The 24,324-nt window shown below is 69.9% G+C and carries 24 protein-coding genes and 2 pseudogenes; 8 read left to right on the top strand and 18 right to left on the bottom strand.

The annotated features are described in order from the left end of the window. The first annotated feature begins 231 nt into the window (after nt 1–231). Nucleotides 232–1,059: a protein phosphatase 2C domain-containing protein gene (locus ACTWQF_RS01765; protein ID WP_443276374.1), complete on the top strand. Its 828-nt coding sequence runs from the start codon at nt 232–234 to the stop codon at nt 1,057–1,059. A 353-nt stretch (nt 1,060–1,412) separates the two neighbouring features. On the opposite strand, the gene ACTWQF_RS01760 is transcribed toward ACTWQF_RS01765, so the two are convergent. From ACTWQF_RS01760 to ACTWQF_RS01735, 6 genes are all read right to left on the bottom strand, one after another. Next, nucleotides 1,413–2,393: a C40 family peptidase gene (locus ACTWQF_RS01760; RefSeq protein WP_443276373.1), complete on the bottom strand. Its 981-nt coding sequence runs from the start codon at nt 2,391–2,393 to the stop codon at nt 1,413–1,415. A 740-nt stretch (nt 2,394–3,133) separates the two neighbouring features. Beyond that, a complete protein-coding gene (locus ACTWQF_RS01755; protein ID WP_443276371.1) occupies nt 3,134–4,018 on the bottom strand; it encodes a protein kinase domain-containing protein in 885 nt (294 codons plus the stop codon). A gap of 347 nt (nt 4,019–4,365) precedes the next feature. Then, nucleotides 4,366–4,647, bottom strand: coding sequence for a hypothetical protein (locus ACTWQF_RS01750; protein WP_443276369.1), 282 nt, complete (start codon nt 4,645–4,647; stop codon nt 4,366–4,368). Nucleotides 4,648–4,651: 4 nt separating this feature from the next. Then, nucleotides 4,652–5,278, bottom strand: a complete 627-nt coding sequence (gene soxR / locus ACTWQF_RS01745) for a redox-sensitive transcriptional activator SoxR (RefSeq protein WP_443276367.1) — start codon at nt 5,276–5,278, stop codon at nt 4,652–4,654. A 117-nt stretch (nt 5,279–5,395) separates the two neighbouring features. Continuing rightward, nucleotides 5,396–6,136 carry a TetR/AcrR family transcriptional regulator gene (locus tag ACTWQF_RS01740; protein ID WP_443276365.1) on the bottom strand — a complete coding sequence of 247 codons (741 nt, stop codon included), beginning with the start codon at nt 6,134–6,136 and terminating at the stop codon, nt 5,396–5,398. A gap of 102 nt (nt 6,137–6,238) precedes the next feature. Next, nucleotides 6,239–7,186 carry an AurF N-oxygenase family protein gene (locus ACTWQF_RS01735; protein WP_443276363.1) on the bottom strand — a complete coding sequence of 316 codons (948 nt, stop codon included), beginning with the start codon at nt 7,184–7,186 and terminating at the stop codon, nt 6,239–6,241. Between the two features lie 234 nt (nt 7,187–7,420). Here ACTWQF_RS01735 and ACTWQF_RS01730 point away from each other — a divergent pair, with 234 nt between their 5' ends. Together ACTWQF_RS01730 and dnaK are read left to right on the top strand one after the other, a co-directional pair. After that, nucleotides 7,421–8,530, top strand: coding sequence for a ferritin-like domain-containing protein (locus tag ACTWQF_RS01730; RefSeq protein WP_443276361.1), 1,110 nt, complete (start codon nt 7,421–7,423; stop codon nt 8,528–8,530). A 53-nt stretch (nt 8,531–8,583) separates the two neighbouring features. Then, nucleotides 8,584–10,560, top strand: a complete 1,977-nt coding sequence (dnaK, locus tag ACTWQF_RS01725) for a molecular chaperone DnaK (protein ID WP_443276360.1) — start codon at nt 8,584–8,586, stop codon at nt 10,558–10,560. A gap of 17 nt (nt 10,561–10,577) precedes the next feature. Here dnaK and ACTWQF_RS01720 read toward each other — a convergent pair. Beyond that, a pseudogene (locus ACTWQF_RS01720) lies at nt 10,578–11,100 on the bottom strand (MarR family winged helix-turn-helix transcriptional regulator). 28 nt (nt 11,101–11,128) lie between these two features. Here ACTWQF_RS01720 and ACTWQF_RS01715 point away from each other — a divergent pair. After that, complete coding sequence (locus tag ACTWQF_RS01715; protein WP_443276358.1) at nt 11,129–11,674, top strand: carboxymuconolactone decarboxylase family protein; 546 nt, start codon at nt 11,129–11,131, stop codon at nt 11,672–11,674. A gap of 19 nt (nt 11,675–11,693) precedes the next feature. Here the strand turns inward: ACTWQF_RS01715 and ACTWQF_RS01710 are convergent, their stop codons facing one another. Beyond that, nucleotides 11,694–12,191, bottom strand: a complete 498-nt coding sequence (locus ACTWQF_RS01710) for a DUF5949 family protein (protein WP_443276356.1) — start codon at nt 12,189–12,191, stop codon at nt 11,694–11,696. A gap of 276 nt (nt 12,192–12,467) precedes the next feature. Between ACTWQF_RS01710 and ACTWQF_RS01705 the strand changes: the two genes are divergently transcribed. Continuing rightward, complete coding sequence (locus tag ACTWQF_RS01705) at nt 12,468–12,914, top strand: hypothetical protein (protein ID WP_443276354.1); 447 nt, start codon at nt 12,468–12,470, stop codon at nt 12,912–12,914. A 168-nt stretch (nt 12,915–13,082) separates the two neighbouring features. Here the strand turns inward: ACTWQF_RS01705 and ACTWQF_RS01700 are convergent, their stop codons facing one another. The 5 genes from ACTWQF_RS01700 to ACTWQF_RS01680 all read right to left on the bottom strand — a co-directional run bounded on the left by ACTWQF_RS01700 (nt 13,083) and on the right by ACTWQF_RS01680 (nt 15,982). Beyond that, the gene (locus ACTWQF_RS01700; protein ID WP_443277527.1) at nt 13,083–13,490 is read right to left on the bottom strand and encodes a rodlin; all 408 of its coding nucleotides are present in this window, start codon (nt 13,488–13,490) and stop codon (nt 13,083–13,085) included. 139 nt (nt 13,491–13,629) lie between these two features. Further along, nucleotides 13,630–13,911 (bottom strand): hypothetical protein, encoded by a 282-nt coding sequence (locus ACTWQF_RS01695; RefSeq protein WP_443276352.1) that lies wholly within the window; start codon nt 13,909–13,911, stop codon nt 13,630–13,632. A 190-nt stretch (nt 13,912–14,101) separates the two neighbouring features. Then, complete coding sequence (locus ACTWQF_RS01690) at nt 14,102–14,755, bottom strand: chaplin (protein ID WP_443276350.1); 654 nt, start codon at nt 14,753–14,755, stop codon at nt 14,102–14,104. A 154-nt stretch (nt 14,756–14,909) separates the two neighbouring features. Next, entirely contained in the window at nt 14,910–15,146 is a 237-nt protein-coding gene (locus ACTWQF_RS01685) for a chaplin (RefSeq protein WP_443276348.1), read from the bottom strand. Between the two features lie 434 nt (nt 15,147–15,580). Further along, a complete protein-coding gene (locus ACTWQF_RS01680) occupies nt 15,581–15,982 on the bottom strand; it encodes a rodlin (protein ID WP_443276346.1) in 402 nt (133 codons plus the stop codon). Nucleotides 15,983–16,296: 314 nt separating this feature from the next. On the opposite strand from ACTWQF_RS01680, the gene ACTWQF_RS01675 reads away from it, so the two are divergent. Further along, on the top strand, nt 16,297–17,262 hold the full coding sequence (locus tag ACTWQF_RS01675) for a universal stress protein (RefSeq protein ID WP_443276344.1): 966 nt from the start codon (nt 16,297–16,299) through the stop codon (nt 17,260–17,262). 338 nt (nt 17,263–17,600) lie between these two features. Then, complete coding sequence (locus tag ACTWQF_RS01670) at nt 17,601–18,626, top strand: hypothetical protein (protein WP_443276343.1); 1,026 nt, start codon at nt 17,601–17,603, stop codon at nt 18,624–18,626. Nucleotides 18,627–18,738: 112 nt separating this feature from the next. Here the strand turns inward: ACTWQF_RS01670 and ACTWQF_RS01665 are convergent, their stop codons facing one another. From ACTWQF_RS01665 to ACTWQF_RS01655, 3 genes are all read right to left on the bottom strand, one after another. Continuing rightward, the gene (locus ACTWQF_RS01665) at nt 18,739–19,839 is read right to left on the bottom strand and encodes a branched-chain amino acid aminotransferase (RefSeq protein ID WP_443276341.1); all 1,101 of its coding nucleotides are present in this window, start codon (nt 19,837–19,839) and stop codon (nt 18,739–18,741) included. A 238-nt stretch (nt 19,840–20,077) separates the two neighbouring features. Next, nucleotides 20,078–20,389 (bottom strand): hypothetical protein, encoded by a 312-nt coding sequence (locus tag ACTWQF_RS01660; RefSeq protein ID WP_443276340.1) that lies wholly within the window; start codon nt 20,387–20,389, stop codon nt 20,078–20,080. Between the two features lie 266 nt (nt 20,390–20,655). After that, nucleotides 20,656–21,447 carry a hypothetical protein gene (locus ACTWQF_RS01655; protein WP_443276338.1) on the bottom strand — a complete coding sequence of 264 codons (792 nt, stop codon included), beginning with the start codon at nt 21,445–21,447 and terminating at the stop codon, nt 20,656–20,658. A 230-nt stretch (nt 21,448–21,677) separates the two neighbouring features. On the opposite strand from ACTWQF_RS01655, the gene ACTWQF_RS01650 reads away from it, so the two are divergent. Continuing rightward, nucleotides 21,678–23,351, top strand: coding sequence for an SWIM zinc finger family protein (locus ACTWQF_RS01650; protein WP_443276337.1), 1,674 nt, complete (start codon nt 21,678–21,680; stop codon nt 23,349–23,351). A gap of 373 nt (nt 23,352–23,724) precedes the next feature. Here the strand turns inward: ACTWQF_RS01650 and ACTWQF_RS01645 are convergent, their stop codons facing one another. Together ACTWQF_RS01645 and ACTWQF_RS01640 are read right to left on the bottom strand one after the other, a co-directional pair. Beyond that, nucleotides 23,725–24,045 (bottom strand): GYD domain-containing protein, encoded by a 321-nt coding sequence (locus tag ACTWQF_RS01645; protein WP_443276336.1) that lies wholly within the window; start codon nt 24,043–24,045, stop codon nt 23,725–23,727. A gap of 171 nt (nt 24,046–24,216) precedes the next feature. Beyond that, a pseudogene (locus tag ACTWQF_RS01640) lies at nt 24,217–24,321 on the bottom strand (IS5/IS1182 family transposase); the annotation flags it as partial. Between the last annotated feature and the right edge of the window lie 3 nt (nt 24,322–24,324).

Here is a 24,324-nt window from a genome sequence, read left to right as displayed (position 1 = left end):
TTGGAAATCCGTCCGAGGTCCTGGCAGGATGCCTGCCGGACTTTGCGGAAGGATAGGTTCCGCTCTGTTCCCGGTCGTTTTCCGGCCGACCATGCCCCGCGCGCCCGAGCGCGCGCTACCACAGCAGCAGGAGGGCGCGGCGGCATCGAGTACCGGTCTCCGGCCAACCGGGGCGTGCCCGCCATGGCGGTCACCGGCCACTCGAAATCGACCGTCCGGCAGACTGCCGTCATGCGCATCGACATGGTCACCGAGCCTGGTAATCCTCAACGGCCCAACGAGGATTATGTGTCGGCCGCCCTGCCTGCCTCCGGCTCGGGCGGAGCGCTCGTGGTGCTGGACGGTGTCACTCCGCCGGAGGGAGCCGACGGCTGCCGTCACGGAGTGCCGTGGTTCGTGGCGCGGCTCGGTGGTGCGCTGCTCGAACTTTCGGGCACACGCCGGGACATGACGCTGGCCGAATGCCTCGCCGTCGCAGTGGCCCGCACGGCCGACGCCCACCGTGAGACATGTGATCTTTTTCACCCCCGTACTCCCCAGGCAACCGTCGTCGCGGCCCGGTGGGACGAGGAGCGGGTCGAACACCTGGTGCTGTCCGACTCCGCGCTCCTCATGGAGGCCGCCGATGGCACCGTGCGTCCCGTTCTCGACCGACGCCTGGCCGAACTGCCGCCCGCCGTGCAGGCACTGCGCGACCGCGTACGGCTGACGGGCGAGGAGTCGGACCGCGCGGCCTACGCGCGCGCCGTCGAAGGGCTGCGCAACGCGCCGGACGGCAGCGGTTTCTACACGGCTGCCGCCGACCCGGGCGTCGCGGCACAGGCGGTGACGGGAAGTCACCCGAGGTCCGACGTCCGTGCCCTGCTCGCCCTCACCGACGGCGCCACCCGCTGGACGGAGACCTTCCGCCTCGGCGACTGGGCGGGCCTCTTCGCCCTCGTCCGCAAAGAGGGGCCACGTGCCCTCATCCACCGTGTCCGCACGGCCGAGTCGGAGTCGTCGCCCCGCCGTGGCAAGCGGCACGACGATGCCACGGTGCTCCTGGCCGAACTGGACTGAGGCCGCAACCCGCACTGCCGCCACGGTCGCCCCGGTGAGAGGCACCGTCTTGGCCTTCCGGCGGTCCTGCGTACCCGGCAAGGGGGACGCCGCCCCGAAGGGGCGCGGGGAACTGCACCCCTGGGGGTACCTCTCGGCCGGAGGCTGGGGGACTCCGGCCGGGAGGTACCCCCACCAGCCATGGGGGTACCTCCCTGCTCGAAGAGCTTGGGGGAGCACCCGCAGCTTGCACGCTTCGGGCAGGGGCACCCTCTTATCAGACCGACCGAGGGGCGGGGCAAGAACCGCCGGACACGCCCTGGCACCTCGCCGATGACCTCTGAAGCGCACCCCACCCCTCCACCGCATCGGCCTCATGCCCGCCGTCCGTCCGGGCGGACCGCGCCGATCGGCGGGTCGGCGGCGAGCGGGGTCAGCCGCACCGCGCTCCCCGGCCGAGGGGCCTGCACCACCCGGCCATCTCCCGCGTACATGCCCACATGTGTCGCCCCCTCGCGGTAGATGACCAGGTCGCCGGGGCGCAGCGCGTCCAACGGAACCCTCGTCAACTGCCGCCACTGCTCCTGGCTGGTGCGTGGGATCTCCCGGCCCGCATGGCGCCACGCCTGCGAGGTGAGCCCCGAGCAGTCGAACGCCCGCGGGCCCTCGGCGCCCCACACATACGGCTTGCCGACCTGCTTCAGCGCCCAGTCGAGAGCCTTCCGTCCCGCCGCGGAAGGTGAGCCCGTTGCGCCGCTCGGGTCCAGCGCTCCGGAGTCCACCAGCTGCCGCTGCGCAGCGTCCGTACGGTCCCGCTCCAGCTCGTGCAGCCGGGCGAGCTGATCCCCGTTCAGCGACGAGAGCAGCATCTCCACCTTCTTCAGCCGCTTGTGCACCTCGTTCCGCTGCTTCTTCTTGCGCTTCGCCAGCCGCTCCTGCCGTGCCACCGCGGCACGCGCCCGCTTGGCCGCCGAGGCGTGCCGCTGCTTTCCGTCGGTCAGCTTCCGTACCGTGGCCGCCTGGTCGCCCGCCGCTCGCTGCAACAGATGTCCGCGCTCCAGCAGCTGGTAGGGGTCGCGCGCGAGCAGCATCTGCACCGTTGGCGGGATGCCGGTTCCCTCGCCCCGGTACTGCTGCCGGGCCAGCTCGCCCGCCTGCGTCCGCCCGGTCGCAAGCGCGGCGCGGGCCCGTGAGAGCTTGGTTTGCGCCCGGCGGGCCGCCGCTCGCTGGGCCTTCAGCTTCTCCGCCGTGCCGTTGTACGCCTCTGACGCCTGCTCAGTGCGCTCGTACAGCAGACTCAGCTCGCCAAGCAGCTCACCGACAGACTTGGACCCCGTACCAGGTGGCTCCGCCACAGGCCCGGGATCAGGCCTACCGGGTGCCCCCACCTCTGCTGTCGGCGTCCCCCTCATACCCGCCGGTGCACCCGAACCCGCCGAGGCCGCAGGTCCCAGCGCGGTCACGGCCGCGAGTACGATCCCGAGCAGCACCGCACCGACGCCAGGCCTGGCCACAGCGGCCGGCCCTCCTCCACGCGCCGTTCGCGCCCTCGCCTCACACAACACCCGCAACACCCGAAACACTGCACACCTCGCTCCCGAGCGGCGTCTCCCCGTCGTCGACCGCTCTGCCGCGATCGTGGCACGGGCAAGGCCACCGGCTCAGGGCGAGCGAAGCGGCTGGGCGCACGTCTCTCACCCGATCGAGAATCCCGAGGGCCCGCTCCCGGCGTCGGCGTACCGAACCGGCGCCATCCGGCGCGGGCGGGAACGCGCCGAGCAACGACGACGAGGGCACGCCGCCTTGCTGGTCCCAGGGCAATTCAGGCGCAGTGCGGGAAGCCGGCGAGCCGGAATCGCCTGTCCCTACCGCCACTCCACCGCCGTGTCCAGCTCCCTCGGCCCGCCCCTCGTCACCCGTACGTGTGAGGAACCATGCCCGCTCCCGTATCCAGGCCCCTCAGCACCCCGCCCCCGGACCAGACCGCCCGGTCAGCGACCCCATCCCCACCGCCCCGATCGCCGCCCCATCCCCTCCACCCCGATCGACGCCCTATCCCCTCCGCCCGATCAGCGACCCAAGCCCCTCCGGCCGATCAGCGACCCCATCCCCTCCGCCCGATCAGCGCCCGCGCGGCATCCGCGCGCTCGCCGATCTCGTGGAGGAACGGCTCCGGAAGCCACTCACGCGCCGGGCGGGTTGCCGTGCCGGAGAGGTCCAGGGTGTGCGCCAGAGATTCCGGTTGTGGGCGGGTCTCCGGCGTCTTGTGCAGGCACGACAGCAGCGGCACGCACAGGGCGTCGGGCACCCCCGTCAGGTCCGGGCCCTCGCGCGCCGAGGGCAGCGGGCTCCCCGCGAACGGATGCCGCGCGCTCGCTGCCACCACCAGTACGGCACCCAGCGCGAAGACGTCCTCGGCCCTCAGCACCGACGGCCCGAAGCCCGCGCCGCCGACCGCCGCGGAACGCCTGCCCAGCGCGATGCCGTAATCGACCACGCGTGGCCCGTCGGCCGCCAGCAGCACGTTCGCGGCCCGCAGGTCCCCGTGCGCGGTTCCCGCCGCATGCAGTTCCATCAGCGCACGGGCAAGTGCACCCCCCAACGCGCGGACGGACATCTCCGGCAGTGGCCCGTACATGGTCACCAGCGCGGACAGCGGCACGCCCGGCACGAACGCCTCGGCGGTCCAGGGCTGCTCGCTGTCGAGTTCGCAGCCGAGGAAGTCGGCGACGAAGGGGCTGTCGACCGCGTCCGCGACCCGCGCGGTCTCCTGCCGCAGCCGTGCCCGCAGCTGCCGGTCACGCAGCAGTTCGGGCCGTACGGCGCGCACCGCGGCCGCCCGTTTGCGCGCACCCCGCCGCGGGGAGCCCCTGCCCAGGTAGACAGTGCCCGCCCCGCCGTGCCCGAGTACTCCGAAGAGCCGGAACGGGCCGAGCCGCTGGGGGTCCGTCTCGCGCAGCCGCGCGATGCCTTCGATCACGTCAGCAGAAAACCGTCTCTCCACGGCGCTGTCCAGGCTGTGCGGACCATCCGGGACCGGCCCGCCGCTCCCGCGGAGAGCGCCCCACCGGGCCAGCCGGTCCAGACCACTGGCGTCAGCTACTGCCGCCGCGAACCATTGCGGCAGCTCCCGCCACAGCGAACCACCGGGTCAGCCGTCACTGCCGCGTCCGCCGACGTCAGCCACGGCTGCCGCGATCCACCGACGTCAGCCTCCGCCTGCGGCGATCCACCAGCGTCAGCCGCCGCCTGCCGCGGTCCACCGATGTCAGCCGCCGCCTGCCGCGATCCACCGACGTCAGCCACCGCTGCGCGCGATCGACCCCGTCAGCCGCCGCTGCCGCGTCTCCTGCGCCACGGCAGTCGTTCCAGCGGGCCCTTTGCGGGCTGCCCCTCAGGTTCGTAGACGTACGCCCAGCCCCGTGGCAGTCCCAGCCGGTTCACGGCGGCCGGCTCCAGTCGGTAGACATGGACCACTGGCGGGCCGCCGTCCGGATCGGGTACCGGAACCTCGTAACTGCGCGGCGGCCTTCCGGTCGGGCCCAGCGGGACGGACAGTGTCCGCCCGTCCAGCGGTCCGCCGCGGAAGGCGGTCTCCTCGCTGCGCACCGCCTCAGCCCGCTTCGCCGTCGGCCACGGCAGCGACCGCCCTACTGTCGGAGCCCGCACTGTCGGAGCCCCCACAAGAGCCCCCGTCGTCCGGGCCCCCACAAGCGCCCTCGTCAGCGGCGGCTTCACCGCCGCAAGCACCGGACCGGTCGCCGTGCGCCGGGTCCGGGCCGCAGGGCTGGGCGAGCTGGCGGGCTCCGGGGCCCTGCTCGCCGAGTCGGTCCTGCGGATTGACCAGCGCGCACGCCGTCAGGGACAGACAGCCGCAGCCGATGCAGTCGGTGAGGTGGTCGCGGAGCTGCTCCATCAGCGCGATCCGCTGGTTGAGGTCTTCCCGCCAGCACTCCGAGACGGCTGCCCAGTCGTCCCGGGTGGGCGTACGGCCCTCCGGCAACAGGGCGAGTGCTTCCCGGATGGCGGCGAGCGGCAGGCCGAGCCGCTGGGAGGCCCGGATGAAGGCGACGCGGCGCAGTGTGTCGCGGCTGTAGCGGCGCTGGTTGCCTGAGGTACGACGGCTCTGGATGAGCCCTTCGCGCTCGTAGAAGCGCAGCGTGGAGGTGGCGACACCGGCGCGCTCCGCCAGCTCTCCGACGGTGGCTTCCTTGGCCTTCCATGACAGCTGAGACGGCATGGACTTAGCTTAGCCCAGTCTTCAAGTAATCTTTAAGTCCAAAACCGCTGCTCACCAGGCCGACCCGCACAGCAAGCGCCCGGCCTCCGTACCCGCAGCAGACAGCCGCACTCAGTCTCACAGCAGGTGCCCGGAGTCCGCGACCACCGGCAGCACCCTGCGCACCAGTTCTGCGACGGCACCGTCGGACTCCTCCAGTGCCAGCGCCCGCCGGACCACGGTGGCGGTCTCCGCGTCACCGGCTGCCGTGGCGGTCAGCAGAGCGACGAAGTGGTCCACCAGCCAGTCCCGCAGCTGAGGCAGCGGCGGCTGCTTGCCTTCGTCCAGCCAGATCAGGGATGCAGCCTCCACGGCCGAGATCCACGTCCGTACGGCCATCCGCAGGCGGGGCGACCCGCGGCCCTTGCTGCCCTGGTCCGCTGCCAGATGGGCGAGGATCTGCTCGGCCGCGTCCCTGCGCACCTCGTCGACTATGGCGTTGGTGCGCGAGGTCTCCACCACGCTGCCGCCCTGCATCAGTGCCATGAAACCCGCGTCGTGCTCGTCGACGAACGCCAGGTAGCGGTCGATTGCGCGGGCCAGCCGGGTGGTGAGCGGGCCGGTGGGCGGCTCGGCGAAGCACTGCTCGAGCTGGTCGGCCGCGCTGCGCAGTGCGGCCTCGTACAACTGCTGTTTGCCGCCGGGGAAGTAGCGGTAGACGAGCGGGCGTGATACTCCGGCGGAGGCCGCGACGTCGTCCAGCGACACATCCTCGGGCGGCCGGTGTGCGAACAGACCCAGCGCGTGCCCGAGCAATTGACTGCGCCGCTCGTCCACGCTCAGCCTGCGATACGCCGGGGCGGTGCCGCTGCTGCTCATGCAGTGCAGCGTAACTGCCCCGGCCGGCGACGGCGTTCCCTGCGTATCCCCGGAGTTCCTCACACGTGCTTCACCGGGCTCGCACGGGCTCTCACCGTCAGCTCATTTCGGCAGCAGGCCCGAGCTCACCCACAGTTTGCGGCCTACGCCCCGTAGTACGCCGATGTCGTCCAGGAAGTCGGTCAGCCGCTTGGCGCCGGCCTGCATGACCTCGCGGCGGTGGCCGCTGGCCTTCACCTGGGCGACGGCCTCCTTCTTGTCGAGCCCGACGTCCTCGTAGACCTGCGGGTTGACGAAGGAGATGGAGAAGACGCGGGCGGCCTCGCCCGAGCTGATCCGGGTCAGTTCGGCCTCCCAGCGCGGGCACTTGACCATCTGGCGGCGCAGCTCCTCGCGTGCGTAGCGCACATGCCGGGCCTCTTCGATGACGTGGATCCGCGTCACGCCGCGTACCAGTGGCTGAATGCGCTCGTCCGGGAAGGTCAGCCGCTGCATCCAGTCCAGGATCTCCTCGCCCAGCAGCGTCGCGGTGAACGAACCAGGGGTCGTGGAGACAGTCTTGAGCAGCCGTGCCAGGTTGTGGTGCAGCTTGGATACGGGATACGCGGGCGCCCCGGCCCGCTTGATCATGCGTGCGAACATCATCGAGTGCCGGCACTCGTCGGCGATCTCGGTCAGCGCGTAGCGGACATGGTTACTGGTCAGCGGCTTGTCGTAGATGTGCCGCACCAGCAACTGCATCAGGATCACCTCGAACCAGATGCCCAGCGAGGCGAGCGAGGCCGCCTCGTGCCGGGCCAGGTCCATCCGCTGCTCCTCGGGCATCCGCTTCCACAGCGGGGTGTCGTAGAGCGACACCAGCTCCGGTGGCCAGAACCACTTGCCGTCCTCGAACGGTGCCTCCCAGTCCAGTTCGGTGTCAGGGTCGAAGGAGTGCTTCCTGGAGGACTCGAGGAGGCGCTCGGCGACCTGCTCGCGATCCTTGAGCAGACCGAGGGCGTCCCTGAGCACCTCGCGTTCCATGTCGGCGATGTCAGGCGCTGTCGTCATGCTGAGGCACCTCTTCGTTGGGGGTGCCGGCGATCTCGTTCGAGTGTTACCGGCGGTCACGTCTGCTGTCGATTCTTATGAGACTGCTTGTCAGTAAGGACGTCAATCCCCCCTGCGCAACTTGTTGACCGAGCGGTAACACGCGTGTGAGCCTGCCAACTACCCACCCGTAACGGGCAGTCCCGAACCAACCCCCACCCCATGCGGGGCCGTCCGTGACTGAAGGAGATGTCAGTGTCCACACACGATCTCTACGCGCACGCAACCGACGCCTCCCTCTGGCAGATCCCCGCCTCCGGCAGCGCCCGCTTCTCCTGGGAGTACGACGACGGGCGCGACCGCCTGCTGGCGCTGTACCAGAAGGGCAAGGACAAGCAGTGGGACGGGCAGCGCCGCATCGACTGGGACCTGGAGGTCGACCCGTACGACCCGCTGGGGACCCCTGACGAAGCCATGGCGCTCTACGGGACGCCCTACTGGGACAAGATGAACGAGGCCGAGCGCGGCGAGCTGCGCCGGTACTACGCCTCCTGGCAGTTCAGCCAGTTCCTGCACGGCGAGCAGGGCGCCATGGTGTGCGCCGCCCGGATCGTGGAGTCGGTGCCCGACATGGACGCGAAGTTCTACTCCGCGACACAGACCATGGACGAGGCCCGGCACGCCGAGATCTACGGCCGCTTTCTCCACGAGAAGGTCGGCATGCTCTACCCGATCAACGACAGCCTCCAGTCACTCCTCGGCGACACCCTCCGCGACTCCCGCTGGGACATGCCGTACCTGGGTATGCAGGTGCTGATCGAGGGCCTGGCGCTGGCCGCCTTCGGCCTGATCCGGGACACCACCGACAAGCCGCTGCCCAAGCAGATCCTCGCGTACGTCATGCAGGACGAGGCCCGTCATGTGGCGTTCGGCCGGATGGCGCTGCGGGACTACTACAAGCAGCTGTCCGACGCCGAACTGCGCGAGCGCGAGGAGTTCGTCATCGAGGGCTGCTATCTGATGCGCGACCGGCTCAAGGGCGCCGAGGTGCTGGAGAACTTCGGTATCCCGCGGGCCGAGGCGGACACCTTCAGCGAGCAGTCCGAGAACCTTCAGCTCTTCCGAAAGCTCCTCTTCAGCCGCATAGTCCCCTGCGTGCGGGACATCGGCCTGTGGGGCGAACGCCTCCAGCGCGCCTATGTCGACATGGGCGTCTTCGAGATGGGCAACCAGAACCTCGACCTCCTGATGGCCCAGGACGAGGAGATCGCCGAGAAGCTGGACGCCGGACGCTTCGCCGCCGAGGAAGCCGAACGGACGGCTGAGGTGGCCGAAGCCATCGAGGAGGGCAAGACTCAGGTGTAGCCCGTCCGGCACTCCCGCGCCCGCGGAGGCCGGCACTCCTGAGGAGGACGGCCATGGCACGCGCTGTCGGAATCGACCTCGGCACCACCAACTCGGTGGTCAGTGTCCTGGAGGGCGGTGACCCCACGGTCGTCGTCAACGCCGAGGGCGCCCGGACGACGCCGTCCGTGGTGGCGTTCGCCAAGGGCGGTGAGGTGCTGACGGGCGAGATCGCCAAGCGGCAGGCGGTCACCAACGTCGACCGCACCGTCCGCTCCGTCAAGCGCCATATGGGCGAGGCCAACTGGCGCTTCCCGGAGTCCGGCAGTATCGACGGCAAGTCCTTCACCGCCCAGGAGATCTCGGCCCGCGTCCTGCAGAAGCTCAAGCGGGACGCGGAGAGCTATCTCGGGCAGGACGTCACCGACGCGGTCATCACCGTGCCGGCGTACTTCAACGACGCGCAGCGCCAGGCCACCAAGGAGGCCGGCGAGATCGCGGGCCTGAGCGTGCTGCGCATCATCAACGAGCCAACGGCAGCCGCACTGGCCTACGGCCTCGACAAGGAGGAGGAGCAGACGGTCCTCGTCTTCGACCTGGGCGGCGGTACGTTCGACGTCTCGCTGCTGGAGATCGGCGAGGGCGTACTGGAGGTGAAGGCCACCGCGGGCGACACTCATCTGGGTGGTGACGACTGGGACCAGCGGCTGGTCGACCACCTGGTCAAACGGTTCAGGGACGGCCACGGCATCGATCTGGCCAAGGACAGGATGGCGGTGCAGCGGCTGCGTGAGGCGGCCGAGAAGGCGAAGATCGAGCTGTCCTCGTCCACCGAGACGACGATCAATCTGCCCTACATCACCGCGACGGCCGAGGGCCCGCTCCACCTGGACGAGCAGCTGAGCCGCACCCAGTTCCAACAGCTGACGGAAGACCTGCTGGAGCGCTGCAAGACGCCGTTCCACCAGGCGGTGAACGACGCGAACGTGCAACTGTCGGACGTTCACCACGTGATCCTGGTCGGCGGCTCGACCCGGATGCCCGCGGTGACGGAGCTGGTCAAGGAGCTCACCGGCCGGGACCCGCACAAGGGCGTGAACCCGGACGAGGTCGTCGCCATCGGTGCCAGCCTTCAGGCGGGTGTGCTCAAGGGTGAGGTCAAGGACGTCCTGCTGCTGGATGTCACCCCGCTGTCCCTCGGTATCGAGACCAAGGGCGGCATCATGACCAAGCTGATCGAGCGCAACACCACGATTCCGACGAAGCGTTCGGAGACCTTCACCACGGCCGAGGACAACCAGTCCTCCGTGCAGATCCAGGTCTTCCAGGGTGAGCGGGAGATCGCGGCGTACAACAAGAAGCTGGGCATGTTCGAGCTGACGGGTCTGCCGCCGGCTCCGCGCAATGTGCCGCAGATCGAGGTCACCTTCGACATCGACGCCAACGGCATCATGCACGTCTCCGCCAAGGACCTGGGGACGGGCAAGGAACAGAAGATGCAGGTCACCGGCGGCTCCAGCCTGCCCAAGGACGACATCGAGCGCATGGTGCGCGAGGCGGAGCAGTACGCCGAGGAGGACGCGCGGCGCCGCGAGTCGGCCGAGACCCACAACCAGGCCGAGCAGCTCGCCTACCAGACCGAACGCCTGCTGGCCGACACCGCCGAGGGCGCGGTGCCCGCCGAAACCCGCGCCGAGGTCGAAGCGGCGCTCGCCGACCTCAAGGCGCGGCTGGCCGAGACTCCCGACGATCCGGCCCGGGCCGCCGAACACACCGTGACCCTGCGCGAGGCGGTCGACCGTACGACAGCCGCGGCCCAGAAGATCGGCACAGCCATGTACGCGCAGGCCAGGGAGGGGCAGCAGGCCGGCAAGGAGGGGACACAGCCGACCGGCGAGGGCGCGGAGCAGGGCGGCACCGCGCCGCCGGACGAGGACGTGGTCGACGCGGAGATCGTCGACGACGAGCAATCCGACGGCCCCTCCGGCCCGGGGACTCCTGGCGGCTCCCCTGGGACCGGGGGCCGAGGGGACCGGGAAGGGGAGAGCTAGCCGGGCGGGGCCGCTCGTCAGTCCCCGAACCACCCCGCGGCATCCAGCCGGAACCGCGCCGGACCCACCATGGTCTCCAGCGCGTCCTCAAGCTCCGTCAGCCGCTTCCGGCCCAACTGGTCGGCCCATCTGCCGCGGAGCTCCTCGAAGACCGCACCGGAGAGCACCAGCGCGTCCTGACCGCGCGGGGTGAGCCGGACGAGCTTGCGCCGCGCGTCGGCGGGGTCGGCGACCCGTTCCGCGTAGCCCAGTGCGGCGAGCCGGTCGACGGTCTTGCCCGCCGCCTGCTTGGAGACGCCCAGCTGCCGTCCCAGCTCGCTCGCGGTCACGCCGTCCCGCCCGATGGCCTGCATCGCGAAGCCGTGTGCCGGGCGCATCTCCGGATGGCCGTGGTCGGCCAGTTCCGTGTGCAGCTGGTCGATCAGCGAACGGAACCCGGCGAACAGCAGCAAAGGCAGCTCGAACCCCCACCTCTCCCGCTCAGCCATGACAGCCCTCGACAAGTTCGACAACCTGGTTTACCTTCTTTTCGACAACCACGTTGACCACTGTACGAGAGGGGCCGACTGTGCCCGGAACAACCTTTGCCGAACTCACCCCGCAGTCCGCTCCCGCCGCCTCCCGGCGCATCATGGAGGCCACCCGGCAGCGCCTCGGTTTTCTCCCCTCGGCGATGGCCCGGCTTGCCATCTCGCCGCACACTCTCGAGGCGTTCACCAGGATGAGCGCCGCCTTCGAAGCCACCAGCCTCGACGTGCTGGCACGCGAGACCGTCATCCTCACTGTCGCGACCCGCAACGGATGCCATCTGTGCGTCGCCATGCATACCCGCAAGCTGCGTGCACTTGAAGCCGACGAGGAACTGATCACAGCCCTGCGCGAGGCCCGTCCGCTCCCCGACGAACGCCTGGAGGCCGTCCGCGTCTTCACCGCGGAAGTGCTCGACCGGGCGGGCGGGGTGAGCGCCGGGTCGCTCGACGCCTTCGTGGCCCACGGCTATACCCCGGAGCAGGCCCTCGAAGTCGTCCTCGGCATCGGTGCGTACACCCTCTCCACCCTGGCAAACAGGCTCACCGGTGCGCCTGTCGACGCCGAACTGGAGCCGTACGCCTGATGCTCCCGCGCCTCGCGGCTCAGCGTGCGAGCCGTCGCACAGGGAGCAGGCAGTGCGCCGATGTGGAGAGCACCTCCTCGCTCAGGAACTCCCGGAGCGCGTCCTGCTGGATCTCGTTGCCGAGGCGCACCTGCGGCCAGGGCTGGGTCGCGAGCAGGAAGTAGACGTGTCCGCGGTCATGCGCCGCGGCAATCCACTCGGGCGGTGTCGAGTACTGCACCGACATCTTCGGCATCGTCAGCGCCACTTGACCGCCCTCGACGAGCGCGGTCACCGGAAACTGCCGCCCGGCCGAGGTGGCGTCCAGGATGTCGCCGCCGATCGTCAGTCCCGTCGACTCGGCGAGCTGCCGCATTGCGGCGACAGGCTCCTCCCGGGTGCCGGCGCCGTCGCCGAGCGAGAAGACGAGCAGGAAGGCCATGTCCCGTCCGTCTCCGTACTCACCGGCCCAGCCGACCACGCTGAGGGTGCCGAGCTGTTGCTGAATGCCGCCCTGGGCGGCCTGGAGGGAGGTCATGGAGGGGCACCTTAGTCGCGCAGAGGGCCGTACCTGATACCAGAATCACCCTGAATGACCACGTTTGGTGCCCGAGCACGCCACCGAGGGTACGGTCGTTCAGCTGTGCGTGGTCCGTTGGCTGACGACTGTCACTCACGAACTGCGTGTGCAACCGGGAACCCCCGCCGGGCTCCGGGAGGTTGAAGCGTCACCCCGACCAGGCGACTACGCTATGGAGCTGATTGGTTACAAATCGTTGCTCATGGTCCGAGCAACTCGTACTCGGTGGTGAACATGCTCAAGTCCGGAACCGCCCGTCACAAAGCACCTGCCCCACGCGTTTTCGCCCGGGCCGGGGTACTCGCCGCGGCCGTCGGCGCGGCCCTCGGTTCGGCCGTTCCGACAGCTGTGGCGGCCGAGCAGGGCGGCGCGGGGAAAACCGGCGGTGACGTCGCGATGGAGGGGCTGGTGGATGGCCTCACGGCGCCTGCCCGGGGGACGGTACGGGGCACCGGTGTCGCGCTCGGCAGCGCGCTGAAGACGGTCAACGATCTCCAGCTCGATCCGCTGGCCAACACCGGTACGGATCCGCTGGACAATTCCATCGGCACCCAGATCGCCGACTTCCGCCCGCTGAGCACCGCAGCCGTCACCGGCCCGCTCGCCCGCGGTGCCTCCCTCGGTGACCTCCCTCTCGTCGGCCCGCTGGCCACCAAGGCGACCGACACGCTGCGCGGCTGAGGGCGGGAGCACGAGCCGGCGCGGCGCGAGCGCCACTTGTCGAAGCGGAACACCCGCGCTACTCGTCGAAGCGGAACACGCGAAGAAACGAAGCGCACGAAGAGGCCACCGGCTGGATGCCGGTGGCCTCTTCTATGAAGTCCCCGCTTCGACCTGGGGTCCGGTTGCTCAGCGGTTGCGCTCGCCGTTGGCGGAGAGGGCCTGGATGTCGTCCAGGATGTGCGACAGCGGCTCGTCGCCCTTGGCCTGGGACGAGTTGTCCGAGCACTTCTGCGACTGGTAGGCGGACAGGATGTTGACGTCCTGAACGGTGATCGGGATCAGGCCGATGAGCGAGCCGACGTTGATCTTCTCGAAGGGCAGGGCGCAGATCCTGTTCAGGGAGCCCTGGATGAGCTGGTTCTGCGGGCTCAGGTTGCCGTAGGTGGCGGCGTTGCCTTCGTTGTGGTCGGCGCCGTTGCCGTTCACCGTGGTGGTGCCGGTGTCGTTTCCGGTGGCCAGCGCCTGGGGGGCGGCCATCGCCGAGATGCCGACGAGCGAAAGGGCCACCGTAGCGGTGGACAGGGCCTTCTTCATCATGGTTCTACCGTTCTTCCTGGAATGGTGCGGAAGTCTGGGACGCCGGGTCTAACTGTCTTCCGCTTCGTGAGTTTTTCCTTTTCACCTGAATGGTGTGTACGCCGTGACCCGTAAATCCCCTACCGGTGCGCGGGCGTCACTCGGCCGGCGGAAGTCCGCCAAGCAGATTCTGATTGCCGATCAGTTTCCCGCTCTTCAAAGGACGCTTCACCGCATTCACCAAGGCATCGAACTGCGGACCGTCCACGCCCACCGGGGGAGAGGAGGAAAGCAGTTCACCGCTTCCGAGGGCATAGTCGAGACCGCCGTTCAGACTCGCGCGCGGACCGACAGGGGCTTCGCTCGCGAGGGCGGGCGGCGCGGCGCCCAGAGCCATCACCGATCCTGCGATGACGGCGGCGGTCTTCCTGTACTTCATAGGGTGCTTCTTCTCCCGGAAACTGTGCGATTTTCCGACGGCGCTTCCCGGTGACGGCTCGCGGCAGGCTGGAAACCGCGCCATTTCGCCGTTTCGCCGTTTCGCGTCACGAGCGCATCGCGGAACAGGTGCGAAGCAGTTCCGCGATGCGCGGGTGCCTTGAGTGCCGGTCAGATGTGGCGAGTACGGGTCAGCTGCGACGCGGGGTGGCGCGCCGGTAGAGCACCACGCCGCTGAGCAGCATGCCCGCACCGAGCGCCGCCGTGCCCCAGGCGCCGCCCGCACCGGACTGCGCCAGCGACTCGGAAGCCGCCACCTGGTGCTCGGCCGCTCGCGGAGCGCGCGGAGCGGCTTCGTGGGCCGGACCTGCGGGCGTCGCCGCCTTCCCGGCCTCCGGAGCCCGGTGTTCGACGGGCCGGTCCGCGGGCTTCTCGCTGTGGCTCTTTACCTGGTCGGCGGGCTTCCTCAGGCCGGCGGGCTGCTGCGGGGCGCGGGCCGGCGGGTGCTGCTCGGCCTTTTCCGACGGCTGCTCCTCGGCCCGCTGCGGCGGCTTCTTCGGCCCCGGCCCCGGCGGCTTGTGGTGCGGAGGCGTCTTCCTGCCGTGCTCGGCGCCGCAGTTGTTGCCGAAGGACGGGTTCAGCGCGCCGACAACGTCGATCGTGTTCCCGCAGACGTTGGCCGGCACGTGCACCGGAGCCTTGACCACGTTGCCCGACCCGAAGCCGGGGGAGCCGGCGGCGCCACCACCGGCTCCCGCGTCGGCCTGTGCGTACCCGGCAGCGCCCGCGAGCGCGCCCGTTGTGGCGGCAGCCGTCAGGAGGCTCTTGCTCAAGACCTTTCGCATGGTCTCTTCCTGCTCTCAGTCTGGTGCGGAAGGCGCGGAATTCTCGCAATTCCATATCCGCGTCTCAGGAGACCGGACGGCTCCGGTGCGTGAGCTCCACGCCCCACGCACCGGAGCCGGTCCGAGCTGGTTCCCGCTCACGAGGGCGGGGGTGTCAGTCGGCGACGCAGGTGTTGCCGAACGCCGGGTTGAGCAGGCCGATGATGTCCACGGTGTTGCCGCAGAGCTGGATCGGGATGTGCACCGGAATCTGGACGACGTTGCCCGAGATGACACCAGGGGAGTTGGCGGCGCCGCCCTGGGCACCCGAGTCTGCGAGGGCCGGAGCGGCGGCGGTGCCCAGGGCCATCAGCGTGCCTGCGGCGACGGTCGCGACCTTCGTGTACTTCACGTGGGAGTCCTTTCTCAAGCGGGTTTCCCTGGACCACGGATTTCGTATGTCCACGAGTGCTGGCTGATCGCCCGCAACTCCGCTGTCGCCATTCGTAACGATGTCGAGTTCCGTACGACACGAGTTATGCCGAATTACCTGCCTCGTCCCCCTGGTGGCGTAATGGGTCAGACCGGTTACGTCACTCGATGTGATGTCGGGGTAGCTGGGCAATCCGCCACTCGGGTGACGATCGCCAACCGAAACAGGAAAGCGCGGTCGTCAACCGCAACAGGAAGGCGCTCAAGAACCGTTTGCGAAACAGCGGAAGGCACTCGGAGTGGAAAGAGTGAAATCCCGGGTGAAACCGGGTGAGTTGGAACAGCGAAAGGCCCGGGGCGTACGTGCCCCGGGCCCAATGCCCGCGTTCCGCTTTGGTCGCGGCCGGAGTCGCCTCAGCGGTTTCCGGTGCCGTTTCCGGAGAGGAGGGGGATGTCCTGAAGAATGTGCGAGAGCGGCTCATCTCCCTTGACCTGGGAGGAGTTCTCGACACACTTCTGGGTCTGCGGGCTGGACAGGATGTTGATGTCCTGGACAGTGATCGGAATGAGCCCGATGAGCGAGCCCACGTTGATCTTGTCCGGAATCGCGATGCAGGGCTTGTTCAACGAACCCTGGATCAGCGCGAATTGCGGGCTCCAGTTCCCATAGGTGGCGGAGTTGCCGTACATCTGGGCCGCTCCGTTGCCGTTCACCGTGGTGGTGCCATGGTCGTTGCCGATGGCCGCGGCCTGGGGAGTGGCCACACCGACGACCGCTGAGGCAGCGGCGGCAGTGGCCAGCGCGTTCTTGATCATTCTTGTCCTCCTGATGTGGAGCTCGGACGCGGAGCGCACTGGACAACTGGGCCGCACGGGGTTGGTTGCGCAGGTTCACCCGGACGACAACGCTCTCACCAGGGGTGATGTGATCCTCGGCTCATCGGCTCGGTCTCCTCGCTCGCCTCACACGCGGCCCTGCGATGCGCCGCACCGGCTTCGGACGGGCCCGCCCGTTCGGGCCATCCCTCACTGCCGTCCCGGCCGGCGGACGGTATGTCTGGAGGGATGGAAGAGCGACGTGCGGAAGCAGAGGGCGCGGCGGCAGGCGGGTCCCGGAAGGGAGCGCCGTCGTGAGTGGGACGGTTGTGGTGGGTGTCGACGGTTCCGCGTCGAGCCTGGAGGCCGTGGACGTCGCCGCCCGGGAGGCGAAGCTCCGCGGCGGCTCGCTGCGCGTCGTGCACGCGTTCGTCTGGCCGATGATGAAGGTCCCGCTCGGCCCGTCCGCCATGGGGCCGCCCGAGGGCGGTCTGCGCAGCCTCGCGCAGCGTACGGCCGAGGAGGCTGCCGCCCGTGCGAAGAGCTCCCAGCCGACCGTCGAGGTCACCCACGCGGTCATCCCGGGGGAGCCGCTCTCCGTCCTCACCATCGAGTCGCAGAGCGCCGATCTCGTCGTCGTCGGGACCCGCGGGCTCGGCGGCTTCACCGGCCTGCTCGTCGGCTCCGTCGCCGTCTACCTCACCGCACACGCCGAGTGCCCGGTGCTGGTCACCCGCGGCAGGAAGCACCCCACCGGCCCGGTGCTGCTCGGGGTGGACGGTTCCGAAGTGGGTGACGCGGCTGTCGGCTGGGCCTTCAAGGAGGCGTCGCTGCGCGGTGCCGAACTCGTCGCACTGCACAACTGGAACGCCTGGACAGGCCCCATCGCGGCGGGCCCGAGCATCCAGGTGCCCACGTACTACGACGTGGACCTCTACCGGGCGGAGGAGGAGCGCGTACTGACGACGGCGATCGCCGGATGGCGTGAGAAGTACCCGGACGTGAACGTGACGCCCCGGCTCGTCCAGGAGTACACCAGGCAGGCACTCATCGCGGCCAGCGAGGAGTCCCAGCTGCTCGTCGTCGGCGCCCGCGGCCGGGGCGGGTTCACCGGGCTGCTGCTCGGGTCGGTCAGCCAGGCGGTGCTCCACCACGCGGAGTGTCCGGTGGCGGTCGTACGGGCCGATCGCGGACACCGGCACGGCCACGAGCACCGGCCCTGGCATCGGCACGAGCACGGTCCAGGGGACGGTCAAGGGGACGGGGCTGCGCAGGGGTGACGCAGTGCCGCACTGGTGCGGTGACGCACTGCCGCAGTGACGACGTGATGCAGCCGGAAAGGCCGCTGTCCAAGGTCGAATTCTGCTCGGTCGAATTCTGCTCGATCTGCTGATCATTCGGGGGAGTTGAGGCATCCTGCCTGGATGTGGACCGGTAGGAAGGTCCGGGGCCCCGAGCAGCGTTCGTCGCCCGGTGGCACCTGGCCGCGACCACCCTTCCGGCCTTGCACCCAGGAGCCCCCACCATGAGTGCTTGCTGTCGCCCGCCCTTCCGCGGCCCGTCTCTCCGCGCCTGGGCCGGCCGTGCCCGGATTGCCGTCGGAGTCGCGCTCGCGGTCGTGGCTGTCCTTGTCGCCGGTACGACGACGGGCTGCGGCGGGCACGTACTGGGCAGCGGTAGCGGCGGCGTCGGTGGAGCCGGTGACGCTCGTGGTGCTCGCGACGGTGACGGACGTACCAGTGCGCCGCCGGGCCCGCACGGTGCGGTGACAGTCGTCCAGGCGCGCCGCATCCTCCACCGCTACGAGAAGGTCGCCACCAGGGCCGACCGGACCCGGGATGCCGCCCTTCTCGCCGGGGTCGCGGCGGGCAACGTGCTGGAACGGTCCAAGGCGGGCTACGAGCAGTACGACGCCCTCCCACGGCACGACCGCGCCCCGTTCGCCCAGCCCATCCGGTACCGGAAGCCCGAATTCCATATCCCCGCGGGCGCCTCCTGGTTCATGGTGACCGCCACTCGCACGACGCCCTCCCCGCAGCGCACCGTGCTGGTCTTCGCCAGGGAACACCGAGCCGGCGCACGGAACGGGAAACCTGCGACCCCCTGGCGTCTCCACGCCGCGCTCCCGCTCCAGGCCGGGCGGCTGCCGCGCGTCGCCACGAGTCGGGCGGGCCTCGCGACGGCGGTCACCGCGGCCACCAAGAGCGGCGTGCTACGTCCGGACGACGTTCCCGGGACGTACGAGGATCTGTGGCAGACGGGCGGCACCGACGAGGCGGCGGCGCTCGCGCCCAACGCCGTGACGAAGGAGGCACGTTCCACCTACCGCCACCGCAACGACGCACTCGGCGCGGAGGGTGCCCGCAGACGTTTCGTACCGGCACAGCCGCGCCACCGCGACAGCTACGCGCTGCGCACCGCCGACGGGGGAGTGCTGGCCGTCGTTCCGCTGGCGCACGAACAGCGGCTCCACGTCGCCCGCCCCGGCTTCCAGCTCACCCCGTCCGACGAAGAGGCCGTCTACGACCCCGCACCCCGCTCCACCGTCATCAGCACCTTCCACGGCCAAGCCCTCGCCCACCTGCCGCGCCAGGGGCGGCCGACGGTGCTCTCGGCGAAATACGCCCTGGTGGACTCGCGGTGAGAGCGCTCGGCCCTGTGGGCGGGCAGAGGCGGAACGGCACCCGTCCGTGCACCGGCCCGGCCCGCGCGGCCCAGTACCGGGCTGCACCGGGCTGCACCTGCTTCCGCAGCCGCTAGCAGACGCGGTGCAGCCAGCCGTGGGTGTCCTTGGCGCGGCCGTACTGGATGTCCAGTACATGCTCGCGCAGCGCGACCGTCTTTCGGCCCGGTGAACCGTCACCGACGGTGACCTCGTAGCCCTCGCCGTCGTGGCCCACACCCTTGAACCCGGTGATCGGCGTGACCACAGCTGCCGTTCCCGCGGCGAACGTCTCGACGATGGTGCCGTCGGTGATCCCCGAGCGCAGCTCCTGGATGCTGACCGAGCGCTCCACCGGCGTCAGCCCGTGCTCTCCGGCCAGCGCCAGCAGGGTGTCGCGGGTGACGCCCTCCAGAATGGTGCCCAGCTCCGGCGTGACGAGGTGGCCGTCCGAGGTGATCAGGAGCAGGTTCATCGTGCCGGACTCCTCGAGGTTGCCCTTGCCGGCACTGTCGAGGTACAGCACCTGGTCGCAGCCGTGCTCCGCCGCCTCGCGCTGCGCGGCCAGGCTCCCCGCGTAGTTGCCCCCGCACTTGGCCGCGCCCGTACCGCCCTCGGCCGCACGGGTGTACGTGCCGCTCACCCACAGCGTGACCCCGGTGACGCCGGACTCGAAGTACGGCCCCGCGGGGCTCGCGATCACGGCGTACTCGACCCGGGCGGCGGGCCGTACCCCGAGGAACGCCTCGGAAGCGAACATGAACGGCCGCAGATACAGACTCTCCTCCCCGGCAGGTGCCGGAACCCACGGCTCGTCGACCTCCACCAGCGTGGCCACACCGGCGACGAAGTCCTCCTCCGGCAGTACCGGCAGCGCCAGCCGGTGCGCGGACCGCGCGAAGCGCCGGGCGTTGGCGTCCGGCCGGAACAGCCACACGCTGCCGTCCCCGTGCCGGTACGCCTTCAGGCCCTCGAAGATCTCCTGTGCGTAATGCAGCACCGCGGCGCTGGGATGCAGCTGGAACGGCTCCAGCGGCCCCACCTTGTGCCCCGCCCAGCCGCCGTCGGCCGTCCACGTGGCCGAGACCATGTGATCGGTGAAGTACCGCCCGAAACCCGGCGCCGCCAGGATTGCTGCCCGCTCCTCCGCACCCACGGGCCGCCCACTCCGCACCACGGCAAACTCAGCGCTCACACCGACTCCTCCCGCCACCCGTCACCGCCAGGACCGCCCGGGCATCGTAAGTCGCCGGACCCCACCAGGACACGGGTCGACAGCGATACGGCGAGGCGGCCGGATGCGCGGTCACCGGCGGTGGGGCCACGGGCACCTGGTCGTGACGCGACGTCACGGGCCGGGGTCATGGGCGGGGCCGCGAGCGCACGAGCGCCCCGGCCCCGACACCCGCTTCCCTGCGTCTCGCGATGTCCCCCTACGTCAGGCAGTCGTACGCGTGCTCGGCCGTCCCGCTTCCCTCCCAGCGCACGGTGCCCGTGCCGTGCGCGGCGATGGTCACGCACTCAGGGTTCTGCCCGGAACTCAGCTCCACGGAGCCGCTGATCTCCACACCGCAGTCGTTGCGCAGCGAGGCCCAGCCCGGCCCCTGATCGGTCAGCTCGGCACAGGCCCCCAGAACGTTCGGCGCAGCCGCGTCACGCTCGACAGCGCCGGCTCCATGAGCGGGTACGACAACCAATGCGGCACCGGCCGCCAGCACACCCAGAAAACGCGGAAGTCGGAACACGAACGGTCCTCCCCGTCGGAGGTACGGAAAACAGGCGTCACCGCCCGACCCGCACCCCCCGGACGTGCCCTGACAGACGGCCGACGCCCACCGCGTAACTCTCCTACGGCTGGTCTCGACCACCTGAGCCAGATCCTGACCCACGTCCCACTCCACCGCAAGCCCGTAACCAGTGCCCCTCTGGACGCCAACCGGCCCCGCAGAAGCATCAGTTGGCCTGCGGGGCCGGGCGATCGGCAGGGGTCAGGGGCCGGCGGACCAGGGGGTCAGTAGTCCCACTGCTTCGTCATCTCCGCCGACCACTGCTTCGGGAAGCTCTGGTCGATACGGAAGGCCATGCCCAGCCCCTTCGCGAGCTGCACCTTGCGGTCCAGGGTCTTCTCGTAAGGGTGGTTGTTGTCGTCCCACCAGATCTCGTGCTGGGTGATGCACGAGCGGTCCTTGAAGGTGGCGTTGGAGCAGGGGGCCGGCGGCGACCACACCTGCCGGTGGCGGAAGTTGATGGTCTTCCCGCCCTTCTCCTCCTGGATGGTGCCCTTGGCGTCCAGGCAGTAGCCCTCGGCGGGAATGTTCCAGCGCACATAGTGCTGGCGGTCGCCTTCGGACGGGAGGGCCTTCATGTTCGTGCAGTCGGCGTCACCGATCTTCTCCGAGGTGACGTGCTGCTCGTAATAGGTGTGGCCCTTCTTCCCCCAGCCGTCCAGCAGCAGCCACTCGCCGTCCTTGGAACGGCGGAACCGCTCCCGGTTCTCCGGCTCCTTCTGCTCCCAGTTGATCGTGTACTCCCCGGACGGCTCCGTACGCCAGGACCACTGCCCCGCAACGGAGTCCCCCGACCCGAACTGCCCCGCCGAGCGCTGATCGAGCCGCGAGAACTCGTTGTACGTACCGACCGCCGCCGGCCCGGCCTTGGTGGAGACCCCGGCCCCCGCCGAAGCGGCCTTGGCCTCGGCCTTGCCCGTCTCGCTGCCCTCGGCCCCCATCGCTGTGACGGTCCCCGCCGTGGCCAGGGCGCCTGCCGCCACCGCACCGAGCAGAATTCGTGAATGCTTGATCATTTCTCCCCCATCGGCCCAGGTCCGCCCCACCGCGCTCCCTCCACGCCGGGCGAACCTCAGTTCGTGCTCACGCCCTGGCACTCTAGGTCCCCGACATCGAAGAGCAACCCCGCCCAAGTCATAACCGCGCAACAGGGCCCACCTGCCGTGCGGATCGCCGGACGGGGCTGACCGGTGCTCGTAGGGTGGCGCTCGTCACGAGCAGGGCCAGAGTCAGGGTGGGAAGAGTCATGGACGGCCTAACCGAGGCGAAGCTCAGGGCGCTTGCCGGCGCCCGCTCCTTCGACCGCGGGCTCGGATACCTCGACGCGGTGACCGGGGTCGAGGTCGGCGATGCCTGGGTCACCGCGACCGTCCACGGCACCCAGCGGTACAAGGTGGAGCTGGCCCTGGACGAGCCCGGAGGGCTCGTCAGCGAGTGCGACTGCCCGTACGGTCTGGAGGGAAACTTCTGCAAACACCTGGTCGCGCTCGGCCTGACCCTGCTCGCCCGTCGGGAGAGCCTGCCGCGGCAGCGGAGGGCGGCTCAGAACCGCGCACAGGACCTCGATGCTTGGCTGTCCGGCCTGTCCGGCGAGGAACTGCTCGCCCTCGTACGGGATCAGGTTGCCGAGGACCGGCAGTTGCGCCGGCGCCTGGAATTGCGGGCCGCGAGCGCCAGAGGAGACCTGGCCGGAGTCCGGGCCCGCGTCCGTGAGCTGCTCGACATCGGCCCGTTCGCACAGTACGGGTACGTCGAGTACGCCGATGCCCGTGCCTACTCCGACCAGGCCGGGCAGGCGGTATCCGCGATCACGGCGCTGACCGCTTCGGGCCGGGCCGACGATGCGATCGCCCTGGCGCGGGAGGCGATGCAACTGCTGGCCGAAGCGGTGGAGAGCATCGACGACTCCGACGGAGGGCTCGGGCAGGCCGGCGCCGCCCTCGCCGACGCCCACCACGAAGCATGCCGTGCGGCTCGCCCCGACCCGGAAGAGCTCGCGCGCTGGCTGGTCGGCCATGTGCTCGGTGACGCCGACGACCTCACCGACATCGATCCGCTCGACTACGAGGACGTGCTCGGCGACCGGGGAATGACCGTCCTGCGAGAGCTGGCCGTCGGGGCGTGGCGGCGCAACCGCACCGGCTGGGCCGAGAAGTACCTGATGGAGCGCCTGGCCAAGGCGGGAGGCGCCGTCGACACGCTGGTCGCCGTGCACGCGGCAGACCTCGCACCAGACGGCCGCACCCACCTGGTCATCGCCCGGGAACTGGACCTCGCCGGGCGGCCCGGTCAGGCCCTGGAATGGGCGGAGCGCGGTATCCGGGATGCCCGGGACCTCGCCGCCGTCGACATCGCCCTCGTCGACCACCTCTCCGACCGCTACACACGGGTGGGCCGGCTCCCCGACGCCGTTGCCCTGCGCCGCCACCACTTCGGTGCCCGCCGCACCCTGCTCACCTACAGGCAACTGCGCGCCGCCGCACTCGCGGCCGACTGCTGGCAGGACGAGCGGGAGCGGGCGCTGGCCCTGCTGCGCGCCGACGCTGAGCAACGGCAGGAGGGCTGGGGCAGCGGCCCCGTCCTGATCGATGCCCTGCTCGACGAGAAGGATGTGGACGCCGCCTGGCGAGCAGCCACCGAAACCGGCGCCGACGAGCAGCAGTGGCTCACCCTCGCCGACCAAGCCCGTGGCCACCGTCCCGCCGACGCGCTCGGCATCTACCTGCGCCTGGCCGAGCCGCTTACCCGGCAGACCGGCAACACGGCCTACGAGCAGCTCGTCAGCTTGCTGCTGAGCATCCGCGACTGCCACCGCCGCCGGGGCACACTGGACGAGTTCACGACGTACATCACCGCCCTGCGCACCGCTCAGAGACGCAAGCGGAACCTGATGCGACTGATGGACCAACACGGTCTCTGAGACAGGGCTCAGGCGCTGTTCCGTCCTACTTCGGACTGCCGTCCGCGCACGGACGAGCGCTGGGTCAGACCTTGACGACGGTGACGCGTCCGCAGCACAGCGCTGCGAGGTCCTCTGGACCCGAGGTCAGAACGGGGACGGGCCCTCAGCGGCCAGAGCAGGGCGCGGAGCGGGCGTCGATCGCGTACGTGTGGCCGTACAACCCGGCGTCGGCAAGCAAACTACGGGCGCTACGGGCGGGGCGGTTGGCGGGGTCTGTCTGGCCGGCCGTTCGGCTCCTCAGGTGCGTTGAGGATCCACTGCGGCCAAGGTGATTGCTGTACTCCGCTGCTGTACGGGACCACGCTTAACAGCCACGCCATGGGGTTGGCGCTCAGGCGCCGGGTGCTCGGTACTCCACCTTCTGGCGGACGGCCTCGTCGATCTCCTCGGACGTCAGCAGCACAACCGTGCTCGTACGAATGGCACCGGCCGCCGACGTGACCAGGCCGATGGCCGCGGCGGAGGCGTTGCTCGGCAGGTCAACCGTGACGTAGACGTCCTCCTCACCAAATGCCCAGTACATTGATTCGAGTCGGCCTCCCAGGCTCTGGACCATGCGTTCGACCACTTCGCGGCGCGCAGCGCCGCCCTCTTTGAGCAAGCCCTTCAGTCCATCCGGGGTCAACTTGGCCCTGAAGAGGTATTTCGGCATGTGTATCCGCCTCTCGCGTTCGTCTCGGCAGCCCTCTATCCGAATCATCCCCCTGCTCCGCGACCCATGCCGTGCGCACCGACGCCATCCGGCTTACGCGCCGGCCGAGGCAGGGCGCCGAAAACGTTGCGCCGAACCCGCCCACTGAGCCTTGGGTATCAGTGAGCCTTTTCAGCGTTGCCGCTCCAGGGTAAGGACGGCGGCGGAGACTGACGGCAGGCCGTTCGGGCTGTATCGGGCCCGGTGGAAGATTCGCCAGGACTTCAGTCTCGCGACGCT

Origin of the sequence: Streptomyces sp. 8N114 (assembly GCF_052245835.1) — a bacterium.
Lineage (GTDB): Bacteria > Actinomycetota > Actinomycetes > Streptomycetales > Streptomycetaceae > Streptomyces.
Note: the sequence above shows the minus strand (reverse complement) of the source record. Positions and strands in the feature narration are given on the sequence as shown.

What these genes read in the sequence shown, in the direction of transcription:
- ACTWQF_RS01740 (WP_443276365.1), bottom strand. Translation starts at nt 6,136, where the DNA reads ATGAGCAGCAGCGGCACCGCCCCGGCGTATCGCAGGCTGAGCGTGGAC.
- ACTWQF_RS01705 (WP_443276354.1), top strand. Translation starts at nt 12,468, where the DNA reads ATGCTCAAGTCCGGAACCGCCCGTCACAAAGCACCTGCCCCACGCGTT.
- ACTWQF_RS01650 (WP_443276337.1), top strand. Translation starts at nt 21,678, where the DNA reads ATGGACGGCCTAACCGAGGCGAAGCTCAGGGCGCTTGCCGGCGCCCGC.
- ACTWQF_RS01655 (WP_443276338.1), bottom strand. Translation starts at nt 21,447, where the DNA reads ATGATCAAGCATTCACGAATTCTGCTCGGTGCGGTGGCGGCAGGCGCC.
- ACTWQF_RS01695 (WP_443276352.1), bottom strand. Translation starts at nt 13,911, where the DNA reads ATGAAGTACAGGAAGACCGCCGCCGTCATCGCAGGATCGGTGATGGCT.
- dnaK (WP_443276360.1), top strand. Translation starts at nt 8,584, where the DNA reads ATGGCACGCGCTGTCGGAATCGACCTCGGCACCACCAACTCGGTGGTC.
- ACTWQF_RS01765 (WP_443276374.1), top strand. Translation starts at nt 232, where the DNA reads ATGCGCATCGACATGGTCACCGAGCCTGGTAATCCTCAACGGCCCAAC.
- ACTWQF_RS01680 (WP_443276346.1), bottom strand. Translation starts at nt 15,982, where the DNA reads ATGATCAAGAACGCGCTGGCCACTGCCGCCGCTGCCTCAGCGGTCGTC.
- ACTWQF_RS01710 (WP_443276356.1), bottom strand. Translation starts at nt 12,191, where the DNA reads ATGACCTCCCTCCAGGCCGCCCAGGGCGGCATTCAGCAACAGCTCGGC.
- ACTWQF_RS01735 (WP_443276363.1), bottom strand. Translation starts at nt 7,186, where the DNA reads ATGACGACAGCGCCTGACATCGCCGACATGGAACGCGAGGTGCTCAGG.
- ACTWQF_RS01700 (WP_443277527.1), bottom strand. Translation starts at nt 13,490, where the DNA reads ATGAAGAAGGCCCTGTCCACCGCTACGGTGGCCCTTTCGCTCGTCGGC.
- soxR (WP_443276367.1), bottom strand. Translation starts at nt 5,278, where the DNA reads ATGCCGTCTCAGCTGTCATGGAAGGCCAAGGAAGCCACCGTCGGAGAG.
- ACTWQF_RS01645 (WP_443276336.1), bottom strand. Translation starts at nt 24,045, where the DNA reads ATGCCGAAATACCTCTTCAGGGCCAAGTTGACCCCGGATGGACTGAAG.
- ACTWQF_RS01690 (WP_443276350.1), bottom strand. Translation starts at nt 14,755, where the DNA reads ATGCGAAAGGTCTTGAGCAAGAGCCTCCTGACGGCTGCCGCCACAACG.